This is a genomic window from Ectothiorhodospira sp. 9100 (genome assembly GCF_022227565.1).
Classification (GTDB): domain Bacteria; phylum Pseudomonadota; class Gammaproteobacteria; order Ectothiorhodospirales; family Ectothiorhodospiraceae; genus Ectothiorhodospira; species Ectothiorhodospira marina.
On the sequence record NZ_JAJNAN010000025.1, the window covers coordinates 1 to 21415 of the forward strand.

19 protein-coding genes are annotated in these 21415 nt (G+C 64.4%); 6 read left to right on the forward strand and 13 right to left on the reverse strand.

What is annotated here, in order from left to right; all coding sequences use genetic code 11:
* From hemG to LPW29_RS09210, 11 genes are all read right to left on the reverse strand, one after another.
* On the reverse strand, positions 1–1311 hold a 1311-nt coding region (hemG, locus tag LPW29_RS09160; protein ID WP_238627754.1), incomplete at its 3' end, for a protoporphyrinogen oxidase.
* 65 nt (positions 1312–1376) lie between these two features.
* Positions 1377–2087, reverse strand: coding sequence for a bifunctional demethylmenaquinone methyltransferase/2-methoxy-6-polyprenyl-1,4-benzoquinol methylase UbiE (ubiE, locus tag LPW29_RS09165; RefSeq protein ID WP_238627755.1), 711 nt, complete (start codon positions 2085–2087; stop codon positions 1377–1379).
* Between the two features lie 37 nt (positions 2088–2124).
* On the reverse strand, positions 2125–2598 hold the full coding sequence (locus LPW29_RS09170) for an SRPBCC family protein (protein ID WP_090254186.1): 474 nt from the start codon (positions 2596–2598) through the stop codon (positions 2125–2127).
* A gap of 89 nt (positions 2599–2687) precedes the next feature.
* Positions 2688–4178, reverse strand: a complete 1491-nt coding sequence (locus LPW29_RS09175) for a DUF2867 domain-containing protein (RefSeq protein ID WP_238627756.1) — start codon at positions 4176–4178, stop codon at positions 2688–2690.
* 278 nt (positions 4179–4456) lie between these two features.
* Entirely contained in the window at positions 4457–4891 is a 435-nt protein-coding gene (locus LPW29_RS09180) for a hotdog fold thioesterase (protein WP_090254192.1), read from the reverse strand.
* A gap of 18 nt (positions 4892–4909) precedes the next feature.
* Positions 4910–6343: an o-succinylbenzoate--CoA ligase gene (gene menE, locus LPW29_RS09185; protein WP_238627757.1), complete on the reverse strand. Its 1434-nt coding sequence runs from the start codon at positions 6341–6343 to the stop codon at positions 4910–4912.
* Positions 6340–7353 (reverse strand): o-succinylbenzoate synthase, encoded by a 1014-nt coding sequence (gene menC / locus LPW29_RS09190; protein WP_238627758.1) that lies wholly within the window; start codon positions 7351–7353, stop codon positions 6340–6342. Before menC ends, menE begins: the two co-directional genes overlap by 4 nt.
* Before the next feature lie 293 nt (positions 7354–7646).
* Positions 7647–8498 carry a 1,4-dihydroxy-2-naphthoyl-CoA synthase gene (menB, locus tag LPW29_RS09195; protein ID WP_090254197.1) on the reverse strand — a complete coding sequence of 284 codons (852 nt, stop codon included), beginning with the start codon at positions 8496–8498 and terminating at the stop codon, positions 7647–7649.
* Complete coding sequence (gene menH, locus LPW29_RS09200; protein ID WP_238627759.1) at positions 8495–9280, reverse strand: 2-succinyl-6-hydroxy-2,4-cyclohexadiene-1-carboxylate synthase; 786 nt, start codon at positions 9278–9280, stop codon at positions 8495–8497. The genes menB and menH overlap by 4 nt, the downstream gene beginning before the upstream one ends.
* Before the next feature lie 249 nt (positions 9281–9529).
* Positions 9530–11221: a 2-succinyl-5-enolpyruvyl-6-hydroxy-3-cyclohexene-1-carboxylic-acid synthase gene (menD, locus tag LPW29_RS09205; RefSeq protein ID WP_238627760.1), complete on the reverse strand. Its 1692-nt coding sequence runs from the start codon at positions 11219–11221 to the stop codon at positions 9530–9532.
* Positions 11222–11229: 8 nt separating this feature from the next.
* Positions 11230–12717, reverse strand: a complete 1488-nt coding sequence (locus LPW29_RS09210; protein ID WP_238627761.1) for an isochorismate synthase — start codon at positions 12715–12717, stop codon at positions 11230–11232.
* Between the two features lie 319 nt (positions 12718–13036).
* Here LPW29_RS09210 and clpB point away from each other — a divergent pair, with 319 nt between their 5' ends.
* Both clpB and LPW29_RS09220 read left to right on the forward strand, forming a co-directional pair.
* Complete coding sequence (gene clpB, locus LPW29_RS09215) at positions 13037–15601, forward strand: ATP-dependent chaperone ClpB (protein WP_238627774.1); 2565 nt, start codon at positions 13037–13039, stop codon at positions 15599–15601.
* Between the two features lie 95 nt (positions 15602–15696).
* The gene (locus tag LPW29_RS09220; RefSeq protein WP_090254207.1) at positions 15697–16002 is read left to right on the forward strand and encodes a hypothetical protein; all 306 of its coding nucleotides are present in this window, start codon (positions 15697–15699) and stop codon (positions 16000–16002) included.
* Between the two features lie 24 nt (positions 16003–16026).
* On the opposite strand, the gene LPW29_RS09225 is transcribed toward LPW29_RS09220, so the two are convergent.
* The gene (locus LPW29_RS09225; protein WP_238627762.1) at positions 16027–16659 is read right to left on the reverse strand and encodes a TM2 domain-containing protein; all 633 of its coding nucleotides are present in this window, start codon (positions 16657–16659) and stop codon (positions 16027–16029) included.
* 91 nt (positions 16660–16750) lie between these two features.
* On the opposite strand from LPW29_RS09225, the gene LPW29_RS09230 reads away from it, so the two are divergent.
* The 4 genes from LPW29_RS09230 to LPW29_RS09245 are packed head-to-tail and all read left to right on the forward strand — an operon-like array spanning position 16751 to position 19944.
* Entirely contained in the window at positions 16751–17695 is a 945-nt protein-coding gene (locus LPW29_RS09230; protein WP_090254211.1) for a LysR family transcriptional regulator, read from the forward strand.
* A gap of 41 nt (positions 17696–17736) precedes the next feature.
* A complete protein-coding gene (locus tag LPW29_RS09235; RefSeq protein ID WP_238627775.1) occupies positions 17737–18474 on the forward strand; it encodes a type 1 glutamine amidotransferase in 738 nt (245 codons plus the stop codon).
* Positions 18475–18493: 19 nt separating this feature from the next.
* Positions 18494–18859 carry a Crp/Fnr family transcriptional regulator gene (locus LPW29_RS09240; RefSeq protein WP_238627763.1) on the forward strand — a complete coding sequence of 122 codons (366 nt, stop codon included), beginning with the start codon at positions 18494–18496 and terminating at the stop codon, positions 18857–18859.
* The gene (locus tag LPW29_RS09245) at positions 18859–19944 is read left to right on the forward strand and encodes an AI-2E family transporter (protein ID WP_238627776.1); all 1086 of its coding nucleotides are present in this window, start codon (positions 18859–18861) and stop codon (positions 19942–19944) included. The genes LPW29_RS09240 and LPW29_RS09245 overlap by 1 nt, the downstream gene beginning before the upstream one ends.
* 53 nt (positions 19945–19997) lie before the next feature.
* On the opposite strand, the gene LPW29_RS09250 is transcribed toward LPW29_RS09245, so the two are convergent.
* Positions 19998–21413 carry a PhoH family protein gene (locus tag LPW29_RS09250; protein ID WP_090254216.1) on the reverse strand — a complete coding sequence of 472 codons (1416 nt, stop codon included), beginning with the start codon at positions 21411–21413 and terminating at the stop codon, positions 19998–20000.
* Positions 21414–21415: the final 2 nt, after the last annotated feature.

A 21415-nucleotide genomic window follows, 5' to 3' on the forward strand; every position in this document is an offset into this window, starting at 1 on the left:
TTCTGCGGTGAGGCGGCCGTTACGTACGCAGTCGTTCATGGCGATGCCTCGGAAGGCGTTGCCTGTGAGGTGCAGGCCGCGATGCTGGCTGGCCTGCGCCATGATGCGATCCACGGCCTCGATATGACCCACCGGGTAGCCGGGCAGCCCCTTGGGCCAACGCTTGACGATGGTGGCGTCCGGGGCCTTGTCGATGCCCAGGGCCTTGACCAGCCCCTCCCGGGATTCCTGGATCAGGGTCTCGGGGTCCTGGTCCACCTTATGGGGGGCGCGCTGACCACCGAGCATGATCCGGAGGCTCTTCATGCCGTCGGGTGCCCGATCGGGGAAGATGCTGCTATCCCACAGCACGCCCAGGAAAGGCAGCGGCGCCTTGGCAGTGGTGAGCAATCCGAAGCCATCCAACGGGTGATCCAGTTCCTTCCAGCCGAAGCCGACGACGGCGATGGGAGAGTAATCCAGAGCGTCCAACTGACGGGACAATTCAGGATCCAGGTCGGAAAGCATCGGGGCTGCCGCATAGGCGGGGACCGCCATGATGATCTGGTCGAAATCGTGCGTTTGGCCACCCACCGCGAGCTGATAGCCGTTCTCCGTGGCGGTGACCCTGTCCACGGGGTGTCCTGTATGCCACTGGGCTTTGATCTTGGATTTGAGATGGTCGACGATGGTGTTCATGCCGCCCTTGAAGCTCATCAGTACGCCGCCCGGGCCAGCGCTTTGCTTGCGCCGCTTGATCATGCCCTTGAACAGGCCCCCGTGCTCCTTTTCCAGCGCGGCCACCAGAGGGAAGGCTGCCCGTACGGAGACACGGTCGGCCGTGGTGCCGTAAATACCGGCGGTCATGGCATCCAGGAAAACGTCGGTGAAGGCCTTGCTCAGACGGCGGTAGCCGAAGGATTGCAGGGTTTCGTCGCTGTCATCCCGTTTGGCGGGTGTGAAGACTTCACCGGCCACGCGCAGTTTCTGCGGGAAGGTGAGCAGGCCGGACTTGAAGAACTTGCCGGGGCTGTCGGGGAATGGGTGCATGGCATCGGTGTAGATGAAGCGCTTGCGCGCGGCGTCTTCGCTGCGCATGAGCAGATGTGAGCCCTCACAGTCTTCCACCAGCTTGAGCATGTCTGGCTTGTTGCTGAGGAAGCCATTACCGCCTTCCTCGAACAGAAAGCCATCCTTGTTCACCGTGTGCATCGTGCCGCCCAGGTGGTCGTTGGCCTCGAAGATGTGCAGTTCCGCATCGCTTCTGGAGCGGTTGAAGTAAAAGGCCGTGCTCAGGCCGCTGATGCCGGCCCCGATGATTGCCACTCGCATGAGTGAACTCCCCGTGGATGATTGGATCGATGATGAGATGATTCAGAAAGACAGGGCGACGCTGATCAACCCGGTTTGCGGGCAATGAAGCGCGTTGAGATGCCGAAGGTGTCGTCCTTGACCTGCACCATCTCAAAGCCTGCAGCGGTGAGTTTGTTCACCAATTGTTCGGTGCTGAAAAAGGCCTGGATGGATTCCGGCAGGTAGGTGTATGCCTGGTTATCCTTGGAGATCATGGCGCCCACTCTGGGCAGCACGTTGTTCATGTAGAAGCGGCTCATCCGGTCCATGACGGTGGCTTCCGGGTGGCTCATGAATTCCAGGATGAGTACGTGGCCACCTGGCTCCAGCACCCGGTGGAACTCTCGCAGGGCCCCGTCCACGTCGACCACGTTGCGGATGCCATAGCTGATGCTCACCATGTCGGCGCTGCTGTCTTCCATGGGCAGGGCGGCGGCCTCTGCCTCCTGAAACTCGGCGTTCTTCACCTTGCGTCGGGCCAGGGTGAGCATGCCGATGGCCGGATCCACGCCAGTGGCGCGCTCGATGGTGATGCCGCTGGCCTTGCCGGCTTCACGCCAGAACAGGATCAGATCCCCCGTGCCCGTGGCCACATCCACCAGATGCTTCACGGGCCGGCCATGGGCCTTGAGGGCCGCCAGGCAGCCGTTGCGGCGCCAGCGCCGGTCCACCCCGAAACTCAGGATGCGGTTGAGTCGGTCATAGGTGGGCGAGATGTCGTTGAACATCTGGATGATGCGTTGCTGCTTTTCCATTCAGGGGGTTCCCATGGGGTCTTGGCCCAGAGAGGCCTCAGTGTTGGCGGGGCGTCTCGGTGTTCCCTGTCTGGGCCGATGTGTTTTGGGCTTGATCCTCGATCAGCGCCCGGCGCACGCGCTCGAAGGCCTGACCGCTGATGTGATGTACCAGGGGGCGGGCGGCCCGTCCCACGGTCTTGTCCAGCAGGCGATTGTGCAGATGATACTCGATCGAGAGTTTCACTCGAGTGCCGCCAGGGACGGAGCTGAGGCGGTAGCGACCGGTGTTACGGATGCCGCTGAGCGATTTCCAGGTCAATCGATGGGGGGGCTCTTCTTCGATGATGGCCACGTCCCAACTGAATACCATGCCGTTGGCCCGGACCTTCCAGCGATAGGTGGTGTCATTGAGCGGCGTGACCGATTCGACCGCATCGGCATAACGCGGAAACTCATCCACCCGGCGGATCAGGGCAAAGACTTCATCTGGTTCCGCCGGGAAGATCATGTCGTGATCGATGACCGGCATGGCTGTCCCTCCCGTGGGCTGCTGATGGTGAAATGACCGCCCGAGTATGCATGATGACGCAAGGGTTATGTCAAAGACGGCCCCATGGGTCAAGTACTTGCAAGGACGGCGGTTTCTGCCTGCCGGGCAATGCCCTGGGCCATGCCGGTAAAGACGAAAAGATGGGCCGGGGCCATGGCATACCAGTAGAGCAGTCCCCAGACGCCGGCGGGATGCCAGTAGTTGGTCACGTTGATGCGGGTGCCATTCCCCTCGGGCGCAAGGTCGATTTCCAGCACGCCGGCCCCTGGCACACGCATGCCGAATCCCAGGGTAAGGCGCCGACCCGGTTCCAGTCCCACCACGCGCCAGGAGTCCACCATGTCGCCCACGCGCAGTTCCGTGGGGTGGCGGCGGCCATAATTACGACCGGGGCCCCCCAGCATCCAGTCGGCCACTTCGCGGATTTTCCACAGCGGGTTGTAGGCAAAATACCGGTGTTCGCCGCCAATGGCCGTGACCACCGACCAGACCGTGTCCACGGGGGCAGCGGCCACGGCGGAGCCGCCGGCCGTCTTGGCGTAATAGCTGTAGTCCACCCGATAGTCCCGGAACATGAAGGCGCCCTCGGTCCAGCGGGCGGCCAGGGCGTTTTCGGCCTCCGCCTCGAAGGCCGTGCGCACCGCACTGCGAAAATCCAGCAGGTCCTGGGGCATGAGGCTTCGGGTTTCATCGTCCTCGGCCACATAGTTTTCCTTGAGTCCCTCTACCAGGGCCCGTGCGATGGAGGTGGGCACCGAGGTGACCAGGCGGAGCCAGTAGGAGGAGAGCTTGGGCGACAAGAAGGGTACGGGGATGATCATCGGCGGTTTGTGCCCCGCCTCTTCGGCGAGGATCTGCATCATGCGACCGTAGGTGAGGTACTCCGGCCCTCCGGTGTCGAGGATACGGCCGGCGGTTTCGGGCACATCAGGGGCCCGCTGCAGATACTCCAGCAGGTTGTCCAGGGCGATGGGCGGCGAGGTGCGTGAGACCCATTTGGGCGTGACCATGACCGGCAGGTGCAGCACCAGATCACGCATCACCTCGAAGGCGGCGGATCCGGGGCCGACGATGATGCCGGCACGCAGTTCGGTGACCGGGACCGGGCCGCGCCGCAGCTCGTCTCCGGTTTGACGTCGGGAGACGATATGTTCGCTGCGGGCAGAGGCCGGGGCGAGGCCGCCCAGGTAGACGATGCGCTGCACACCCGCTTCGGCGGCCGCCTTGGCGAAGTGCCGGGCCGCCTGAATGTCCAGTTGGCCAAAGGACTTGCCGGCCCCCATGGAGTGCACCAGATAATAGGCCGTGGTCACACCCTCCAGTGCCGGGCCGAGGGTCTCGGGTTTGAGGGCATCGGCGGCGACCAGTTCGGCCTCATCCCAGCCTCGCGCCTGGAGTACACTCAGACGCCGGGAGCAGGCGCGGATCCGCGCCTTGCCGGAGGCCAGCAGCCGGGGCACCAGGTTGGAGCCGATGTAACCGCTGGCACCAAAGACCAGCGTGATGGGGCGTTCGTCCGGGGTGTCCCCGGCAGGTGTATGTTGGGTGTCTATGGCCATGAAAATCTCCCCTCTCTGATCACTTGATCCCCGTGGGAGCGGCTCTCGGCTGCGAACAGCCCATGCCACTCCTGCCCTTTGAAGCCACCTGACCACCCGCTTCGCGGCCAAGGGCCGCTCCCACAAGGAGGCGGGGTGATCGGGTGTCACCCGTGGGGCAGCGCTGCCCCCGTGGGAGCGGGCCCCGCCCGCGACGCCCATGCCAGGAAAGACTCCCGAGATGACCCTGACCCCTTTCGCCGGCAGCCCGATCCCGATCGGGAGGTCTGGCGCCCTGGTCATGCACTCCTGTGACCGGCTGGCGCCTCCGTTAACAGGGTGGTGAGCCTTGCGATGCAGATCTCCCGGCCCTGTTCATCCTGGATGCGGATCTCCCATACCTGGGTGCGACTGCCCACATGCACCGGACGGGCACACCCTGTCACCTCCCCCTCGCGGGCCGGTCGCAGGTGATTGGCATTGATCTCCAGGCCCACGGCCATGTAGCCCGGCTCCGAGGCCAGGTGTGCCCCGGCGCTCCCCAGTGTCTCGGCCAGGGCCACGGACGCGCCGCCATGCAGCAGCCCAAAGGGCTGGCGTGTGCGTTCGTCCACGGGCAGGGTGCCGTAGACGGCATCCTCGGTGATCCGGGTGATGCGAATGCCCAGGGACTGCATCAGGGTGTCGCGGGTGATGTCGTTGAGGGCATCAATGTCGATGGGGCGCTTCCACATGGACTGCTCTCTCAGGGGTTAAACAGGGATTTGATCCTCAGGATACAGCACCTCGGGCTCCCTGGCCTCCGCCCTTTGGGCCAGTTCCTGCCGTTTCACCTTCAGGTCGGCCTGGGCGGGCAGCGCCTGAAAGGCGACGGGCACCATGAACGGCGGTAAGCGCTCACGCAACCAGGCGCGCAGGACTTCGGTTTCCAGGGGGGCGCGGACTGCCACGAAGGCCACGGGTCGTTGCCCGAACTCGTGATCGGCGCAGGGCACCACCACGGCCCGAACCACATCTGTGTGCTGATGCAGGGCCTGCTCCACCGTCTCCGGCTGGATGTTCTCGCCCCCGCTGATGAACTGGTTGTCCAGGCGTCCGGTGATCCTGAGGCTATGCTCATCCCAGGCGCCCAGGTCTCGGGTGTGGAACCACCCATCGTCATCGGTGGCCGGGTCCGTTTCCCCGTCGCGCAGATAGCCCTTGAACAGGGTGCCTCCCCGCACCAGGATCTCGCCGTTGCCGTCCACCCGACATGCCCGATGATCCAGTACCCGAACCCGGCCGTCGGGCCCCTGGCTGAGCACCTGGGAGGTCATTTCGGTGAGCCCGTAACTCATCCAGCACGGCAGTCCCCGTGTCCGGGCTTCCCCGAGCAGTGAGGGGCGTACGGGGCCCCCGCCCAGCAGGATCGCCTCGAGCCCGGGCGGTGGCCGGCCCCGCGCCAGCAGGCGCTGCAGTTGGGTTTCCACCATGGAGAGATGAGTCACACCGGTGGCCGCCAGGTGATCCGCATCCTCGGCCCGTCCGCCCAGCACCAGGGATGCGCCCCCCAGCAGACACCGGAACAGGATGGCCAGCCCGCCCACATGGAAAAGCGGCAGGGAGAGCAGGTAGCGGTCCCCCGTCCGCAACGGGATGGCGCGATTGGCCCCTTCGGCGCTCAGTAGGTGATTGGTGTAGCTGTGCGTGGCCACCTTGGGCTGGCCGGTGGATCCGGAGGTGAGCACCCCGGTGCGGATGTCATCGGCGGGGAAGCGCCATTGCAGTGCGGTGGGCGCGATGGCCGGGGCGTGAGGGCGGGGCAGGGTGCCGGTATCTCCGCCCGGGCCGGCGGCGACCCTCCCCCCGGGTTCGGGCATCCGCCAGTCCAGGGCATGCGCCGCCATCAGGGCATCCACCAGCGCCGACGGCAGGGCCGGGTTCACCGGCAACAGGCGTGCCCCCGCGCGCAGCACGGCGAAGATATCCAACAGGGTGTCCGCGCTGCGATCTGCCCTGATGACGACCCATTGGTGGGATGCCACGCCCTGGGCCTTCAGTGACAGCGCCCGCTCGGTCACCCGTTCGGACCATTGGGCAAAATTCAGATCCGCCTGTCCGGGAAGGATCAGGGCGGTGTGATCAGGCCAGTGGCGGGCCGCCGCATCCAGCAGGCAGGGCAGGGTGTCATCCGCGGAAGGTTTCATGTCCAGTGCCCCAGGCAGTGCAGGTCCTCACGCCCCAGCACCGGCCGCTGGGCGTGTTCGGGCTGACTGCGGATGGGTTCGATGAGGGCATGGGTGAAGGGGGCAAAGGTATCCAGGCCCTGGGGGCTGGTGAGACCCCAGTGCTCGGCCAGGCGGGTGTACAGGTCCAGGGTGAGATTGCTCTCGTAGGCGGCGCTGAGTACTACGCCCAGCCCCCGGCTCCGGGCCGCGGCCACCCAGGCCTCGGCGCGCGCAAGGCCGCTGAGCATGGGCTTGATCACCAGGGCCGCCAGGCCGGGGGTGTCCAGCCGGGCCTCAATGGCCTCCGGGGGGAGTTCCCGCAGGGTCTCATCCCAGGCAAAGGGCAGGCCGGTGGCGGCAAACCATTCCCCATAGTCACTGCCAGGCAGCAGGGGCTCCTCGATGAAGGCTACATGGCGGTGATCGATCCGCTGGCTCAGATCCCGGGCGGTTTCCAGGGTCCAGCTACGGTTGGCATCCAGACGCAGTGGCTGGTCGTCCCGTAACTGACGGATCAACCCTTGAATGCGCTGCGCATCTGCCGCTGGGGAGGATCGCCCCACCTTGAGTTTGATGCAGGGTGCCTGGGGGGCCGTGTTCAGCTCAGCGTCGTGGCGCAGCAATTGGCAACGGGGCAGGGGACGGGCCGGGGGCAAGGGGGTGGACCATTGCAGGTGGCCGCTCTCCAGGCCGAAGCGCACCTCGGCGGGGAGCCCGGGTTGTCCCGGGTCCAGTCGATCCTTCAGTGCCCCCGGGGCCTGCAGCAGTTGCCTCAAGTGTTCAGTGCAGGTGGTGAGGTCATGATCGCTGAAGCCTGGCAGCGGACTGATCTCGGACCAGATGACCGGTTGATCCACGCCCTGCCACTCCAGGAGAAGCCCTTCCCTGTGGGACAGGGTGCACGGGCCCAGGGCCAGGGGTTCTCGCAGGGGGACGCGGTAGCGCCAGAGGGTGAGCCTGGTCAGGGCCTGATCGGAACTGGAGTTCATTTGTAGGTTTTGTCCCTCTGTGAGCACTGGTGGGGTAGCGGCCCCTATAGGAGTCATGCCCCAGTTGGAAGTCGTCCCCTTGTGAAGAGTTGCCCCCAACGGTGGGCGTTACCGAACCCCTGTGGGAGCTGGCCTGCCAGCGATGCGCTGCGAAGCCGCGCCCTGGGACCTGTACCCACCGCCATTCGCGGGCGAGGCCCGCTCCCACAAGGGCTGGCTCAGGGCTTGTGCCTGCCAGCATCTACGGGAGGGAGTGACCGCAGTGGGGAGTTCCCATGAGACAGGGCGTGCACTCAGGGTTGGCGTTTGAACTTGCCAAAATCCGGCTTGCGCTTTTCCAGGTAGGCATTGCGGCCCTCCTGACCCTCTTCGGTCATGTAAAAGAGCATGGTGGAGTTGCCGGCCAGTTCCTGGATGCCTGCCTGGCCGTCGGTGCCAGCGTTGAAGGCGGACTTGAGCATGCGCAGGGCGATGGGGGAGTGTTCCAGGATCTGGCGGCACCAGGCCACGGTCTCCTGCTCCAGCTGCTCCAGGGGCACCACGGTGTTCACCAGGCCCATGTCCAGGGCCTCCTGGGCGTTGTACTGGCGGCACAGGAACCAGATCTCCCGGGCCTTCTTCTGGCCCACCACGCTGGCCATGTAGCTGGCACCAAAACCGCCATCGAAGGAACCCACCTTGGGGCCGGTCTGGCCGAAGCGGGCGTTCTCGGCGGCGATGCTCAGGTCACAGATCAGATGCAGTACATGCCCGCCGCCAATGGCGTAGCCGGCCACCATGGCGATCACCGGCTTGGGGCAGGAGCGGATGTCCTTTTGCAGGTCCAGCACGTTCAGGTGATGCACGCCCTGATCGTCCTTGTAGCCGGAGTCGCCACGCACCCGCTGGTCGCCACCGGAACAGAAGGCCAGATCCCCCTGACCGGTGAGGATGATCACGCCCACGTTCTCGTCGAAGCGGGCATCGGCCAGGGCCTGCTGCATCTCCTTGACGGTGAGCGGACGAAAGGCATTGCGCACCTGAGGACGGTTGATCGTGATCTTCGCGATCCCCTCCGCCTTGTGATAGAGGACATCCTGGAAGGCGCCGCTGTGATCCTGCCAGTCGGCGGCGGGGATGATGCTGGAGGGGCTTGCTGTACTCATGGGCTGTCAATGCTCTTGGTAACGGTCTGCTGGCCGCAGCAGGTGCGATGAATGATGCGGGCCACGGTTTCCGGGGCCTCGGCGTGGCAGTTATGCCCCAGACCATCCAGTTTGACAAGTTCAAGGCCGGGGCAGCCCTGGGACCAGTGTTCGCCCAGGGCGGAGAATTTCTCATCCTGGCGCCCGGCGATGAAGGTGCGCGGGATGTCCAACCCCGCCACGCTCGGGATCAGCGAGGGCTGATGACCCAGGCTGGCGGCACGCAATGCCCGGGCCAGCTGCCCTGGATCCTGCGAGGCTCGAACGGCGATGAAGGTCCGGCGCTGGGCGTCATCCAGCGAGGCGAAGACCGGCTGGCGGTACCAGGCATCCAGGACATCGGGCCAGGGGCCCTGTTCCAGGCGTCGGGCCCAGGTCTCGTCGTTGTCCAGGCGTGCCTGGCGGTCGGCGACGCTGCTGAGTCCCGGGTGGGCACCCTCCAGGACAAGTGCCGCCACCCGCTCGGGATGTCGGGCGGCCAGCCAGGCGGCTATACGCCCGCCCATGGAGTACCCGGCCAGGGCAAACCGCTCCGGAAGTTGGGCATGCAGTCCGGTCCAGACCTGTTCACAGTAGGCCTCGAATGGCGGGTTTGCCCCGATGGGATCCAGGGGGGCGTCGCCATGCCCGGGCAGGTTGGGGGTGATGCAGTGCATCCCCGCCGGCAGGTGCCCGGCCACCTCGCTCCAGTCGTGACCACGGCCCATGAAGCCATGCAGCAGGACCAGGGTGGTTGAAGGCATCAAGGCCCACTCCCCGCCGGCAGGTGGGCACGGCCCCCGTGGGAGGGGCTTTTGTGGGAGCGGCCCTCGGCCGCGAAGGCCTTGGTCACGATGCGGGTGGGGCTTCGATCTTCGCGGCCAAGGGCCGCTCCCACAAGAGGGGCAGTCGCGGAGCTAGAGGCCTCATGGAGCCACTGGCTGGAGCCTTCGCGGCCAAGGGCCACTCCCACCAGGGGGGCATGGATCAGGGGCAGGGGGGCCTTTAAGGGGTCAGGGCTTGGGCGAGTCATTGCGGATGGACTGGATCAGCCCCGACAAGGCCCGGCTGCCCCGATCCGGGGGGAAGGTGAGTTCGATGAGGGTGGCCCCGGGGCGCCGGCAGGCAGCCCGGTAGGTCTCGGCGAAGGCCTCGACATCCTTTGGGGCTGCATAGCTCAGGTGAAACTGGGCTGCGGCATGCTCAAAACCCAGGCCATGGGGCAACTGGAACAGGGGCTGGAAATGCTCGCCCTGGCTCCGGGCCGGCAGCAGATTGAAGATGGCCCCACCATCGTTGTTGAGCACGACGATCACCAGGGGGGATGGACTGCCCTGGGTCAAGGCCAGACTGTTGAGATCATGCAGCAGGGACAGATCCCCCAGCAGCAGGGTGAGGCCACCGGGGTGGCGCCGGGCAAACCCCGCCGCCGTGGCCACCAGACCGTCGATGCCGCTGGCACCCCGGCTGGTCACGCAGCGTTGGCCAAGGCCTGGCTCGGCCACTGCGTCCAGCAGCCGGATGCTCAGGCTGTTGCCCGGGAACAGGGCCATCTCCTGGGGGATCTCCTGGCTGAGCCGGCGGGCCACCGACAGCTCCGAGAATGGCTCCTCGGTGGCCGCCTCCAGATGCGGTGCGAGCGCCCGGGCCACGGCCACCAGGCCCGTGTCCGATTGAGGGGGAGGGTCCAGTTGTGTGCAAAAGGCCGGGATGTTCGCCTGAATGGGGATGGCGCGGCGTTCCGGGTCCAGGCAGCCCGAATGGGCGCTGACCAGCCAGTACTCACCCGCAAACCCGGCCAGCCACTGATTGAGCCGTTTGCTGGTGATGCGCCCACCAAACTGAATCACCTGGCCGAGGCCGGCCAGTGCGTGCTGGCCGCTGGGGCTGGCGCACAGCAGGTCCGGGTAGGGCACGACGCAGGGATGGTCGATCAGCCTGAGTTGGCTGCCGATGTCAGCCAGAATGGGCAGATGGGCTCGCTGAGCCAGTGCCAGCACCGCCTCGGCCTCATCGGGGTCCAGCTGTCCCGCCACCAGGGCCACCGGGCCATGCAGGCGGGGCAGGGCCACGGCCTCGTGGATGGGGGGCATGCGCGTGGGCGCGCGCAGATCCGAGAGCCAGGGGCCAAAGTCCGCCAGCTGCGACGTGCCGTAGAGGGGGTCTCGAAAGGGGGCGTTGATATGCACTGGTCCCCGATCGGCGCCGTGCAGGGCCTGCAGGCATTGGTCCATGTCCGCGCCCAGGGCTCCAGCGCTGATGGCTGTGTCCGGCGGCGGCAGGTTGAGTTGTGCACGCACATGCAGGGCAAACAGGCCGGGCTGCTCGATGGCCTGATTTGCACCACAATGGATCAGTTCCGGAGGCCGGTCGGCGGTGAGGGCAATCAGGGGCTGGTGGGTCTGGAAGGCCTCCACCAGGGCGGGATGCAGGTTGGGCACCGCTGTGCCCGAGGTGGTGATCAGGGCGGTGGGTCGACCACTGGCCCGGGTCAGCCCCAGGGCGAGAAAGCCCAGGCCGCGCTCGTCGAAATGGGTGTGCAGCACCAGGTCGTCGCGCCGCTCGGCCAGATGCGCTGCCGCCAGGGCCAGTGGCGCGCTGCGGCTGCCTGGAGCAATGCAGACATCCCGCACACCCTGATCATGCAGACGCTCCAGGATCAGAGTGGACCAGGCCTGGTTGATGTGACTGAAGGGCGCCCGCATCCCCGCTGTCAGGACCCCAGCACGGCCAGGAAGGACTCGATCTTGGCTTCCAGTTCGTTCCACTCCGCCTCTGGAGTGGAGCCTTCGACAATGCCCACGCCGGAATAGCACAGCACCCGGTTGCGTTCCACCAGGGCCGAGCGGATGGCCACGGCAAACTCCGACCGCCGTGGCGAGATCATGCCCACCACGCCGCTGTACCAGCCCCGATGGATGCTTTCCCGACGGGCAATCAGCTCCTGAGCCTCCTGGCGCGGGAATCCGCAGACAGCGGGCGTGGGGTGCAGGGCCCTGAGCAGTTGATCATCCATCACGCCGGGTCGCAGGGTGGCGCGGATGGGCAGATAGCGGTGCTGGATGCGATCCAGTTTCACCACGCCGGCCTCGGTGGGGCAATCGGTGTGGGTCACCCAGGGGGCAATGCGCTCGCGTACATAGCGGGTGACCAGTTCATGCTCATGGATCAGTTTGGGATCCTGCAGCAGGGTGTGCTCCAGTTGCGCGTCTTCCTGGCGGCTGCGACCACGGCGCACGGTACCCGCCAGGGATTCGGTGCACACACGACGATCCTCCCGACTGAACAGGCGCTCTGGCGAGCACCCCATGAAGAGCTTGTGACCATGTTCCAGGGCAAAGCAGAAACTGCCGCTGTTGGTATGATGCCAGCGCTTCAAGGCCGCGAACCCGGGGAGCGCGTCGTTGAGCTGCAGTTTCACCCGGCGGGCCAGCACGGCCTTGTGGATACCCCCCTGCTGAATGTGTTCCAGGATATGGTGGATATGCCCCTGGCATTCGTCGAAGCTCATGTCATCCATCCGCCGGGTCACGCGGATGGGCCAGGGCGCGTCGGCCGACGCCGGTGGCGTGAAACGCAGGCGGCACAGGCTGGTGATCAACCGGGTCTTCCGGCGCACGAATTCGCGCCGGGTACTGGCACGCAGGTTGACCGCCAGCCGAAAATGGCCATCTCGCTGGCGCAGTTCGATGGCCGGCAGCACGAAGCGGGCAGCGGGGAAATCATGCCATTCCCCCTCGCCGGAACGACCGTCGAAGGCAAAACCTCCGACGAAGGCGGTGTCTCGATCGCCGATGATGTGGTTGATGCGTTCCAGCAGGCGGTCGTAGTCCTCGGCGGTGTCGGCGCTCAGTTCCGCCGCGGCGCCGATGCCGGCCAGGGTGAGGGTCCGTTCCCTGTTTTGCCACAGGCACCGGGATTCGCCAGGATTGTTCTCCAGCCAGTGAAAGGGGTCGATGGTGGGCACGGTGGCTGCGGCATGCAGCAGTTCCCCCTCGCGGAAACGCCAGTTCTTGATCTCGTCCAGCAAGCGGTCCACGGTGGGTTCGTGCGGGGAGGGGCCGTGAAGGGGCAGCCCGGGCCGCAGTTCGGGTGTCCAGGCCTCGCGCGCCCAGTCAGGGGGGGCACTCCGGCTCAGCCCCGGGCGGTCCGGGCCCATGGACTGCTCGGGCGATGCCGTATGCTGGCTGGCTGATGACACGGATAATCCTCTGAAAACGTGGCGCCTGCAGTGGTCATGACCTGGGTTCCACTTACCGTGGCCGGCCGCGCGAGCATGATCTCGGCCCATCCGGGATGGCTTGAGGGGTGGACCCAGTGTAGAAAACACCGGCCTCCAGGGTTATGACGCAAATCAGTTCGATATGTTCCATCGCCGCTTTTTTGGCCCCGAAAAGTGGCGATCGGTTATGAGACCCGCGGCTGGACGCTGGGTCACGGCTGCGCTTGAAAGACCCGGCAACAGGCCCCATCTACACTCTTAATCTGACATATCTCGAAGGGGTTTCGCCACTATGCGCATGGATAAATTCACCAGCAAGTTTCAATCGGCTTTGGCCGATGCCCAGTCCCTGGCGGTGGGGCGTGATCACCAGATGATCGAACCGGTGCACATGATGATCGCACTGCTGGATCAGGAGGGCGGCTCCGTGCGCCCACTGCTCTCCCAGGCCGGCGTGAACGTCAATCTGCTCAGGTCACAATTGGGCGAGGCCCTGGAGCGCCTGCCTCGGGTGGAAGGGACCGGGGGGGATGTGCATCTCTCCAACGATCTGGGGCGTCTACTCAATCTATGCGACAAACTGGCGCAGTCCCGCAAGGATCAGTTCATCTCATCGGAGTTGTTCGTGCTCGCCGCCCTGGAGGCCAAGGGGGCCCTCAAGGATCTGTTGCACAAGGCGGGTGCCAACCAGGATGCGGTGAACAAGGCGGTGGACCAGTTGCGGGGCGGCCAGCGGGTGGAGGACGCCAATGCAGAGGATCAGCGCAAGGCCCTGGAGAAGTACACCATTGATCTCACCGAGCGGGCTGAGCAGGGCAAGCTGGATCCGGTGATCGGTCGCGATGAGGAAATCCGCCGTACCATTCAGGTGCTGCAGCGGCGCACCAAGAACAACCCGGTGCTGATCGGTGAGCCCGGGGTGGGCAAGACCGCCATCGTCGAGGGCCTGGCTCAGCGCATCGTCAACGGCGAGGTACCCGAAGGGCTCAAGGACCGTCGCGTGCTGTCTCTGGATATGGGCTCCCTGATCGCTGGCGCCAAGTTCCGCGGGGATTTTGAGGAGCGCCTCAAGGCGGTGCTCAGCGATCTGTCCAAGCAGGAGGGTCGGGTGATCCTGTTCATCGATGAGCTGCACACCATGGTGGGCGCCGGCAAGGCCGAGGGCTCCATGGACGCTGGCAACATGCTCAAGCCGGCCCTGGCCCGGGGCGAACTGCACTGCATCGGCGCCACCACCCTGGATGAATACCGCAAGTATGTGGAGAAGGATGCCGCCCTGGAGCGGCGCTTCCAGAAGGTGCTGGTGGAAGAGCCCAACGTGGAGGACACCATCGCCATTCTGCGTGGTCTCAAGGAGCGTTATGAGGTGCATCACGGGGTGGAGATCACCGACCCGGCCATTGTCGCTGCCGCCACCCTGTCCCATCGCTATATCACCGACCGGCAGTTGCCGGACAAGGCCATCGATCTGGTGGACGAGGCGGCCAGCCGTATCCGCATGGAAATCGACTCCAAGCCCGAGAGTCTGGATCGCCTGGAACGGCGTCTGATCCAGCTCAAGATCGAGCGTGAGGCCCTCAAGAAGGAGTCCGACGAGGCTTCCCGCAAGCGCCTGGACGCCCTGCAGGAGGAAATCGATAAGCTGGAGCGGGAGTATTCCGATCAGGAAGAGGTATGGAAGTCCGAGAAGGCTGCCCTGTCCGGTACCGCTGCCATCAAGGAGGAACTGGAGCGTGCCCGGGTGGAGCTGGAAACAGCCCGTCGTGCCGGAGACCTGGGGCGCATGTCGGAGTTGCAGTACGGCCGGATCCCCGACCTGGAGCGCAGCCTGGACATGGCCGCCCAGGCGGAGATGTCGGAGATGCGGCTGCTGCGCAACAAGGTCTCGGACGAGGAGATTGCCGAGGTGGTGTCGCGCTGGACGGGTATCCCCGTGTCCAAGATGCTGGAGAGCGAGCGGGCCAAGCTATTGCGCATGGAGGAAAACATCACCCACCGGGTGGTGGGACAGGATGAGGCGGTCAAGGCGGTATCCAACGCCATCCGTCGGGCCCGGGCGGGGCTTTCGGACCCCAACCGCCCCAATGGTTCGTTCCTGTTCCTGGGCCCCACCGGGGTGGGCAAGACGGAGCTGACCAAGGCGCTGGCCAATTTCCTGTTCGATACCGAGGATGCCATGATCCGTATCGATATGTCGGAGTTCATGGAGAAACACTCGGTGGCCCGTCTGATTGGTGCTCCTCCCGGGTACGTGGGCTATGAGGAAGGCGGCTATCTCACCGAGGCGGTGCGCCGCAAGCCCTTCTCCGTCATCCTGCTGGACGAGGTGGAAAAGGCCCACCCGGATGTCTTCAACGTGCTGTTGCAGGTGCTGGACGATGGGCGGCTGACCGATGGCCACGGGCGCACCGTGGACTTTCGCAACACGGTGATCGTGATGACCTCCAACCTGGGCTCTCAACTCATCCAGGAAATGGCTGGAGAGGAGCACTATGACCAGATGAAGTCGGCGGTGATGGATGAGTTGGGTAACCACTTCCGTCCCGAGTTCATCAACCGGGTGGACGAAGTGGTGGTCTTCCATCCCCTGGGGCGCGAGCAGATTCGCGCCATCACACTGATTCAGCTGGACTATCTGCGCCAGCGGCTCACGGAGCGGGATCTTTCCCTCGAAGTGAGCGATGCCGCCCTGGATCGCCTGGGCGAGGCGGGCTTTGATCCGGTATATGGGGCCCGTCCGCTGAAGCGGGCCATCCAGCAGCAACTGGAGAATGCCCTGGCGCAGCGCATCCTCAAGGGGGATTATGGCCCCGGGGATGTGATCCGGGTGGCTGTCACCGATGGGCAGTTGACGTTTGCCTGAGACCGTCGTTGCGGGCCGTTTCCGAACGGCCCGCGGCCCGGGCGATCAATGCTGCGTCTTGCCCGGCACAATTCACACCGAGTATCCTTGGCACCATGTCTGAATCCCTGCAGCTTTCCGGTGAACTCGTGCAGAAACTCCAGGATATCCTGGTGGAGCACGATGAGCGTTGTCATGATCCCCTGGTGACCGTGCAGTACATGTCGGCCATCAGTGGCTACCTGCTGGGTTGCCAGCCCATCCCCGCGGCCAAGCGAGAGGAGTTTCTCGAGCAGCTGGCGGCGTTCATGCGTCATGTGCATGACGATGTGGAGCGCCAGCAACGGGAGCAACAGGCTGCTCCGGTTCAGCAGGAGCCGCCCCAGGAGGCCTTCGGCGTCTGGCGTCCCGGCGACCCGTAAGCCAGCAGGGGGCCGGATGACGGTTTATGTCCGGTCCGGTTTTCTGGCTCCTTCGTCGCCGTCGGTTGCATTGTCTCGATCCCGGGATGAGACTCGACGTTGGTTACGGCTCCTGGCAAGTTCCCGCAGCATGGCCTCCTGCTCGTTGAAGGAGGGGATGCCTTGTAAATCCCCATGCCCCGGGGAGGCCCCGGTCTGCGGGTCTTCCATGGACATCGGCTGATGGCCGGCCCGCTCCTGTTCCTTCTGCTGTTGATAGGCTTCCAGCATCCCCGTCTTGTGCACGCGACCCCGGTAATCCCTGGGCGGCTCGTGGCCGGGCCTGAGAAAATGGCGCATGCGCAGGGCCTTGTTATAGCGGGTGATGTAACCATCCATCCAGAACAGGTCGAAGACCACCCCGACCAGCATCACGCCCAGTGGTACCAGGGCCCAGAGACTCCCCCCCGCCATCCACAGGCCGAAGCTGAGCAGGGTGAGCGCCAGATAGGCGGCCCCCCCCCGGGGCTCGCGCAGGTAAAATCGATGCAGTCCCAAGGGGAAGGCCAACGCCAGCCCGTAGGCCAGGGGGCGGCGACGCATATCCCGGGTGAGCCGGGCGTTCATCGTCTGCAGCCCTGCGCCTTCCAGATCCAGTTGTTTCCAGGCCTTGCTCATGCGGGAGGCTCCCCTGTGATGGTCATGAAGTGCCCCGAGGTGGATTACTTAGTACCATGGCAAGGTAAGGCTTCGACAGGGAATTTGCAAAATGGCTGACCGACGACTTCAAGTATTTTACACCGTGGCCCGACTGCTCTCGTTCACCAAGGCGGCCGAGGCCTTGCACATGACGCAGCCCGCGGTGACGTTCCAGGTGCGCCAGTTGGAGGAACATTTCAACACCCGGCTGTTTGATCGCACCCATAATCGGGTGAGCCTCACCGAGGCGGGGCGGGCAGCCTTTCGCTATGCCGAGCGCATCTTCGAGGCCTATGGGGAGATGGAGAATGCCATCCGCGAGATCACCGGGGATGTCTCCGGTGCTCTCACCCTGGGGGCCAGCACCACCATTGCCGAATACATGCTTCCGGCCCTGCTGGGTAATTTCAAGCGCAAGCATCCCGAGGTGAACATCCGCCTTAAGGTGGCCAACTCCGAGGGCATCGTCTCCATGGTGGAGAACAACATCATCGATCTGGGGGTGGTGGAAGGACCGGTCTCGAACCGCAATCTGCAGGTGGAAGTCTGTCAGATGGATCAACTGGTGGTGATCGTGCCCCCCGGGCATCCCCTGGCGGGAAAGGCATCGGTAACCATGGAAGAGGTATTGCCTTATCCCTTTATCTGCCGGGAGGAGGGGTCCGGCACCCGGGAGGTGATCGCCGATTATCTGATCGAGCTGGGGATGGGGCGCAATGCCCTGACCGTGAGCCTGGAGTTGGGCAGTCCCGAGGCCATCAAGGGCGCCGTGGAGGCGGGCATGGGGGTCTCCATCCTCTCTCGCGCCACCCTGGACAAGGAACTGGCCCTCAATCGTCTGGAGGGCATCCCTCTGGAACCCGGCCTGACCCGGCAGTTTGCTTTCGTGCATCAGCGCCAGAAGTTTCGTTTGCGGGCCGTGGAGGAACTTCTCAGCTTTGCCCGCGACTACTGTGACAGGCAGCCGTCCGGCGACGGCGCCTCCACAGGCCATCCATCCAGCGTCAGCGTCTGATCCGGTGGGCCTCGGCCCGCGATCCGCGCCAGGAGCCGATGATGAAGAATTATGCGGTTGTTCAGCACACCTATTCGGAATTTCTCGGCCTGATCGAGACCCAGCTGGAAAAACGGGACATCGGGTTCAGTTATTATCGGCCCTTTGTGGGGCAGGGGTTGCCTGGATCTGCCGGCCAGTTCGACGGCCTGTGGCTGTTGGGCGGGGCCTGGCCCACGGCGGATGAGGAGAACAACCCACAGGTTGCCGATGAACTGCAATTGATCCGTATCTTTCAGAAGGCTCGGCGACCGGTGGTCGGCCTGGGGATGGGCGGCCTGCTGGTGGCTCAGGCGGCCGGGGGGGCCGCCTCCATGGAGCCGGCCTATACCATTGGTTTTGTCACCGCCCGCAAGACCGCGGCCGGGGCGGGTGATGCGCTGGCCGAGGCACTGGACGGGCAGCGGGTACTGACCCTGTATCATGGCTCGGTCACCTTGCCCGATGGGCTGGAACCCCTCCTTGTGGATGACGCGGGCCGATGGTTGGCCGTCAGGCCGGATCCGCTCACCTATGGCCTGCTGTTCCGTCCGGAAGTGAAACCCGGCATGCTGGAAGACATCATCATGGAGCAGGGACATAATCCACCTCCAGTGATCACGGAACTACTGGTGGAGGCCCGGCGGGAGTGGGGTGGCATGCAAAAGATCACTGACCAGGTGGTGATGGCGCTGGTCACCGAACTGCAACTGATGCAGGAGCGTCGCAAGATGCCTGTATTCAGCCTGAAGATGGAGTAACTGTTTGAACGTGTCTGGAATGAACCCTCTCCAAAAGGATTCCCAGCAACGCCTGGTGGGGCTGTATCGGGATTTGCCGGAGGCGGAACGGGAGATGCTGCTGGCCTTTGCCGAGTTTCTGGCCACCCGTGGTGGCCGGAAGGATGTACCGGTGCCCGAGCCCCAGGCCATACCGCGGCCGGAAGAGGAGACGGTGATCAAGGCCATGAAGCGTCTGTCGAGTACCTACCCCATGCTGGACAAGGCACGCTTGCTCAATGAGACCTCGATGCTCATGAGTCAGCACATGCTCCAGGGGCGTGAGGCCCGGGAGGTCATTGATGACCTGGAAGCGGTCTTCGCGCGCCATTACCGTGAGTTGTGCGAAGGCGAGGGCGAGAGATGATGATCCCGGTCCTCAAGCGCTGGTACGACCGGCATTTCTCCGATCCCCAAGTGGTGATCCTGGCGTTCCTGCTCACCCTGGGATTTGCCATCGTCATCTTCGCCGGCAAGCTGCTGGCACCCCTGTTGGCCAGTGTGATCTTTGCCTATCTGCTGGAGGGGGCCGTGCGTCAACTGCAGGACTGGCGCATTCCTCGCATGCCGGCGGTGGCCATCGTGTTCCTGTTGTTCCTGACCATGCTGGTGGCCACACTGCTCGTGGTGGTGCCGGTGCTCACGCAGCAGATCACTCAGTTGGTGCGTGAATTGCCCAACATGGTGGCTCAGGGGCAGAACATCCTGTTGCAATTACCGGAGCGTTATCCGCAGTTCATCTCTGAGGAGCAGGTGCGCGAGATCATGGGCTCCATCCGCGCCGAGTCGGTCGCATTGGGGCAGCGTATGGTCAATCTGACACTGGCCTCGGCGGTGCATATGGCCACGATCATGGTCTACCTGGTGATCGTGCCCCTGATGGTCTTCTTTTTGCTCAAGGACAGGGACGCGATCCTGAGATGGATTACCGGCTTCCTGCCCCGGGATCGCGCCCTGGCCGCCGAGGTGTGGCAGGAGGTGAACCTGAAGATTGCCAGCTATGTACGTGGCAAGTTCATCGAGATCCTCATTGTCTGGGCGGCCAGTTATCTCACTTTCATCTTCTTTGATCTGAACTATGCCCTGCTGTTGTCCTTCACCGTAGGGGTGTCGGTGATCATTCCCTATGTGGGGGCTGCGGTGGTGACCCTCCCGGTGGCACTGGTGGCCTATTTCCAGTGGGGGCTGACCAGTGAGTTCACCTATGTGCTGATCGCTTATGGTGTGATCCAGTTCCTGGATGGCAATGTGCTGGTGCCGTTGTTGTTCTCCGAGGTGGTGAACCTGCATCCGGTGGCGATCATCGCGGCGGTGATGATCTTTGGGGGCATATGGGGGTTGTGGGGGGCATTCTTTGCCATTCCGCTGGCCACCCTGATTCAGGCCGTGATCCGTTCCTGGCCCCGCTACGAGAATGTCCCGGAAGAAGAAGCCCAGGATGAAGCCGCTTGATCGGGGCAGCTGTGGGGAGCCGTGGGAGCGGGCCTCGCCCGCGAAGGCCTGGCTTACAAGTTCGTGGAGGCAAAATCCGCCAGGCGGGAGCGTTCGCCGCGTTGCAGGGTGACGTGGCCGCTGTGTTCCCAGTGTTTGAAGCGGTCCACCACGTAGGTGAGCCCGGAGTTGGTCTCGGTGAGGTAGGGGGTGTCGATCTGGCCCACGTTGCCCAGGCAGACCACCTTGGTGCCGGGGCCGGCACGGGTGATCAGGGTCTTCATCTGTTTGGAGGTAAGGTTCTGGGCTTCATCCAGGATTACGTAGCGGTTGAGGAAGGTGCGGCCGCGCATGAAATTCAGTGAGCGGATCTTCACCCGGCTCTTGAGCAATTCCTGGGTGGCGGCACGGCCCCAGTCGCCGCCGGTGTCGGCTTGTGTGAGTACCTCCAGGTTGTCCATGAGTGCGCCCATCCAGGGGGCCATCTTTTCCTCCTCGGTGCCCGGCAGGAAGCCGATGTCCTCGCCCACGGGTACCGTGACCCGGGTCATGATGATTTCCTTGTAGAGGTTCTCCTCCAGCGTTTGTGCCAGGCCGGCGGCCAGAGTGAGCAGGGTCTTGCCCGTGCCGGCCGCGCCCACCAGGCTGACAAAGTCCACTTCCGGGTCCATGAGCAGGTTGAGGGCGAAGTTCTGCTCCCGGTTGCGGGCGTTGATGCCCCATACGGTGTGACGCGGCCCGGTGTAGTCACGGACCATCTCCACCACGGCGGTGTTGGTTTCCGCCTGCCGGACCATGGCCACGAAGGCGGGGTCGTCCGTGCGATACAGGAATTGGTTGGGGTGCCATTGTCCGGTGATGGGGCCGGTAATGCGATAGAAGGTGCGGCCGCTGTCCTGCCAGGAGTCCATGGCCTTGACGTGACTGTCCCAGAAGTCGGTCGGCAGTTCGTGGGTGCCGGCGTAGAGCAGGTTGACGTCGTCCAGCACCTGGTCGTTGTAATAATCCTCTGCGTGGATGCCCAGGACGGTGGCCTTGATCCGCAGGTTGATGTCCTTTGATACCAGCGTGACGCACTGATCCGGGCGTTCCTGCTGCAGGGTGAGGGCGGTGCTCAGAATGGTGTGATCCGGCGTGTTTCCGGGCAGGGTGTCCGGCAGTCGGCTGGCCATGGCGTGGGTCTGGAACAGCAAACGGCCGTGGCCATTGAGTCTGGCCGGATCGGCAAAGCCCACGCCCGTCAGGGGCACGCCGCGGGCAATATCTTCCTGACGGGCCTCTCCCATGAGTTCATCGATGAAGCGGCTGACCTGCCGCACATTGCGGGCCACTTCCGAGACGCCTTTCTTGCTGCGATCCAGTTCTTCCAGCACCACCATGGGCAGGTAGATGTCGTGTTCCTGGAAGCGGAACAGGGCGGTGGGGTCGTGCATGAGCACATTGGTGTCCAGGACGAGCAGCCGCTTGCCGTGGATCTCTTTTTTTACCATGC

Coding starts and splice junctions, on each gene's coding strand:
- LPW29_RS09235 (WP_238627775.1), top strand. CDS start 17,737: ATGAAGAATTATGCGGTTGTTCAGCACACCTATTCGGAATTTCTCGGC.
- menD (WP_238627760.1), bottom strand. CDS start 11,221: ATGCGGGCGCCCTTCAGTCACATCAACCAGGCCTGGTCCACTCTGATC.
- LPW29_RS09240 (WP_238627763.1), top strand. CDS start 18,494: ATGAACCCTCTCCAAAAGGATTCCCAGCAACGCCTGGTGGGGCTGTAT.
- menB (WP_090254197.1), bottom strand. CDS start 8,498: ATGAGTACAGCAAGCCCCTCCAGCATCATCCCCGCCGCCGACTGGCAG.
- LPW29_RS09170 (WP_090254186.1), bottom strand. CDS start 2,598: ATGCCGGTCATCGATCACGACATGATCTTCCCGGCGGAACCAGATGAA.
- menC (WP_238627758.1), bottom strand. CDS start 7,353: ATGAACTCCAGTTCCGATCAGGCCCTGACCAGGCTCACCCTCTGGCGC.
- ubiE (WP_238627755.1), bottom strand. CDS start 2,087: ATGGAAAAGCAGCAACGCATCATCCAGATGTTCAACGACATCTCGCCC.
- LPW29_RS09245 (WP_238627776.1), top strand. CDS start 18,859: ATGATCCCGGTCCTCAAGCGCTGGTACGACCGGCATTTCTCCGATCCC.
- LPW29_RS09180 (WP_090254192.1), bottom strand. CDS start 4,891: ATGTGGAAGCGCCCCATCGACATTGATGCCCTCAACGACATCACCCGC.
- LPW29_RS09220 (WP_090254207.1), top strand. CDS start 15,697: ATGTCTGAATCCCTGCAGCTTTCCGGTGAACTCGTGCAGAAACTCCAG.
- clpB (WP_238627774.1), top strand. CDS start 13,037: ATGGATAAATTCACCAGCAAGTTTCAATCGGCTTTGGCCGATGCCCAG.
- menH (WP_238627759.1), bottom strand. CDS start 9,280: ATGCCTTCAACCACCCTGGTCCTGCTGCATGGCTTCATGGGCCGTGGT.
- LPW29_RS09175 (WP_238627756.1), bottom strand. CDS start 4,178: ATGGCCATAGACACCCAACATACACCTGCCGGGGACACCCCGGACGAA.
- menE (WP_238627757.1), bottom strand. CDS start 6,343: ATGAAACCTTCCGCGGATGACACCCTGCCCTGCCTGCTGGATGCGGCG.
- LPW29_RS09250 (WP_090254216.1), bottom strand. CDS start 21,413: ATGGTAAAAAAAGAGATCCACGGCAAGCGGCTGCTCGTCCTGGACACC.
- LPW29_RS09225 (WP_238627762.1), bottom strand. CDS start 16,659: ATGAGCAAGGCCTGGAAACAACTGGATCTGGAAGGCGCAGGGCTGCAG.
- LPW29_RS09230 (WP_090254211.1), top strand. CDS start 16,751: ATGGCTGACCGACGACTTCAAGTATTTTACACCGTGGCCCGACTGCTC.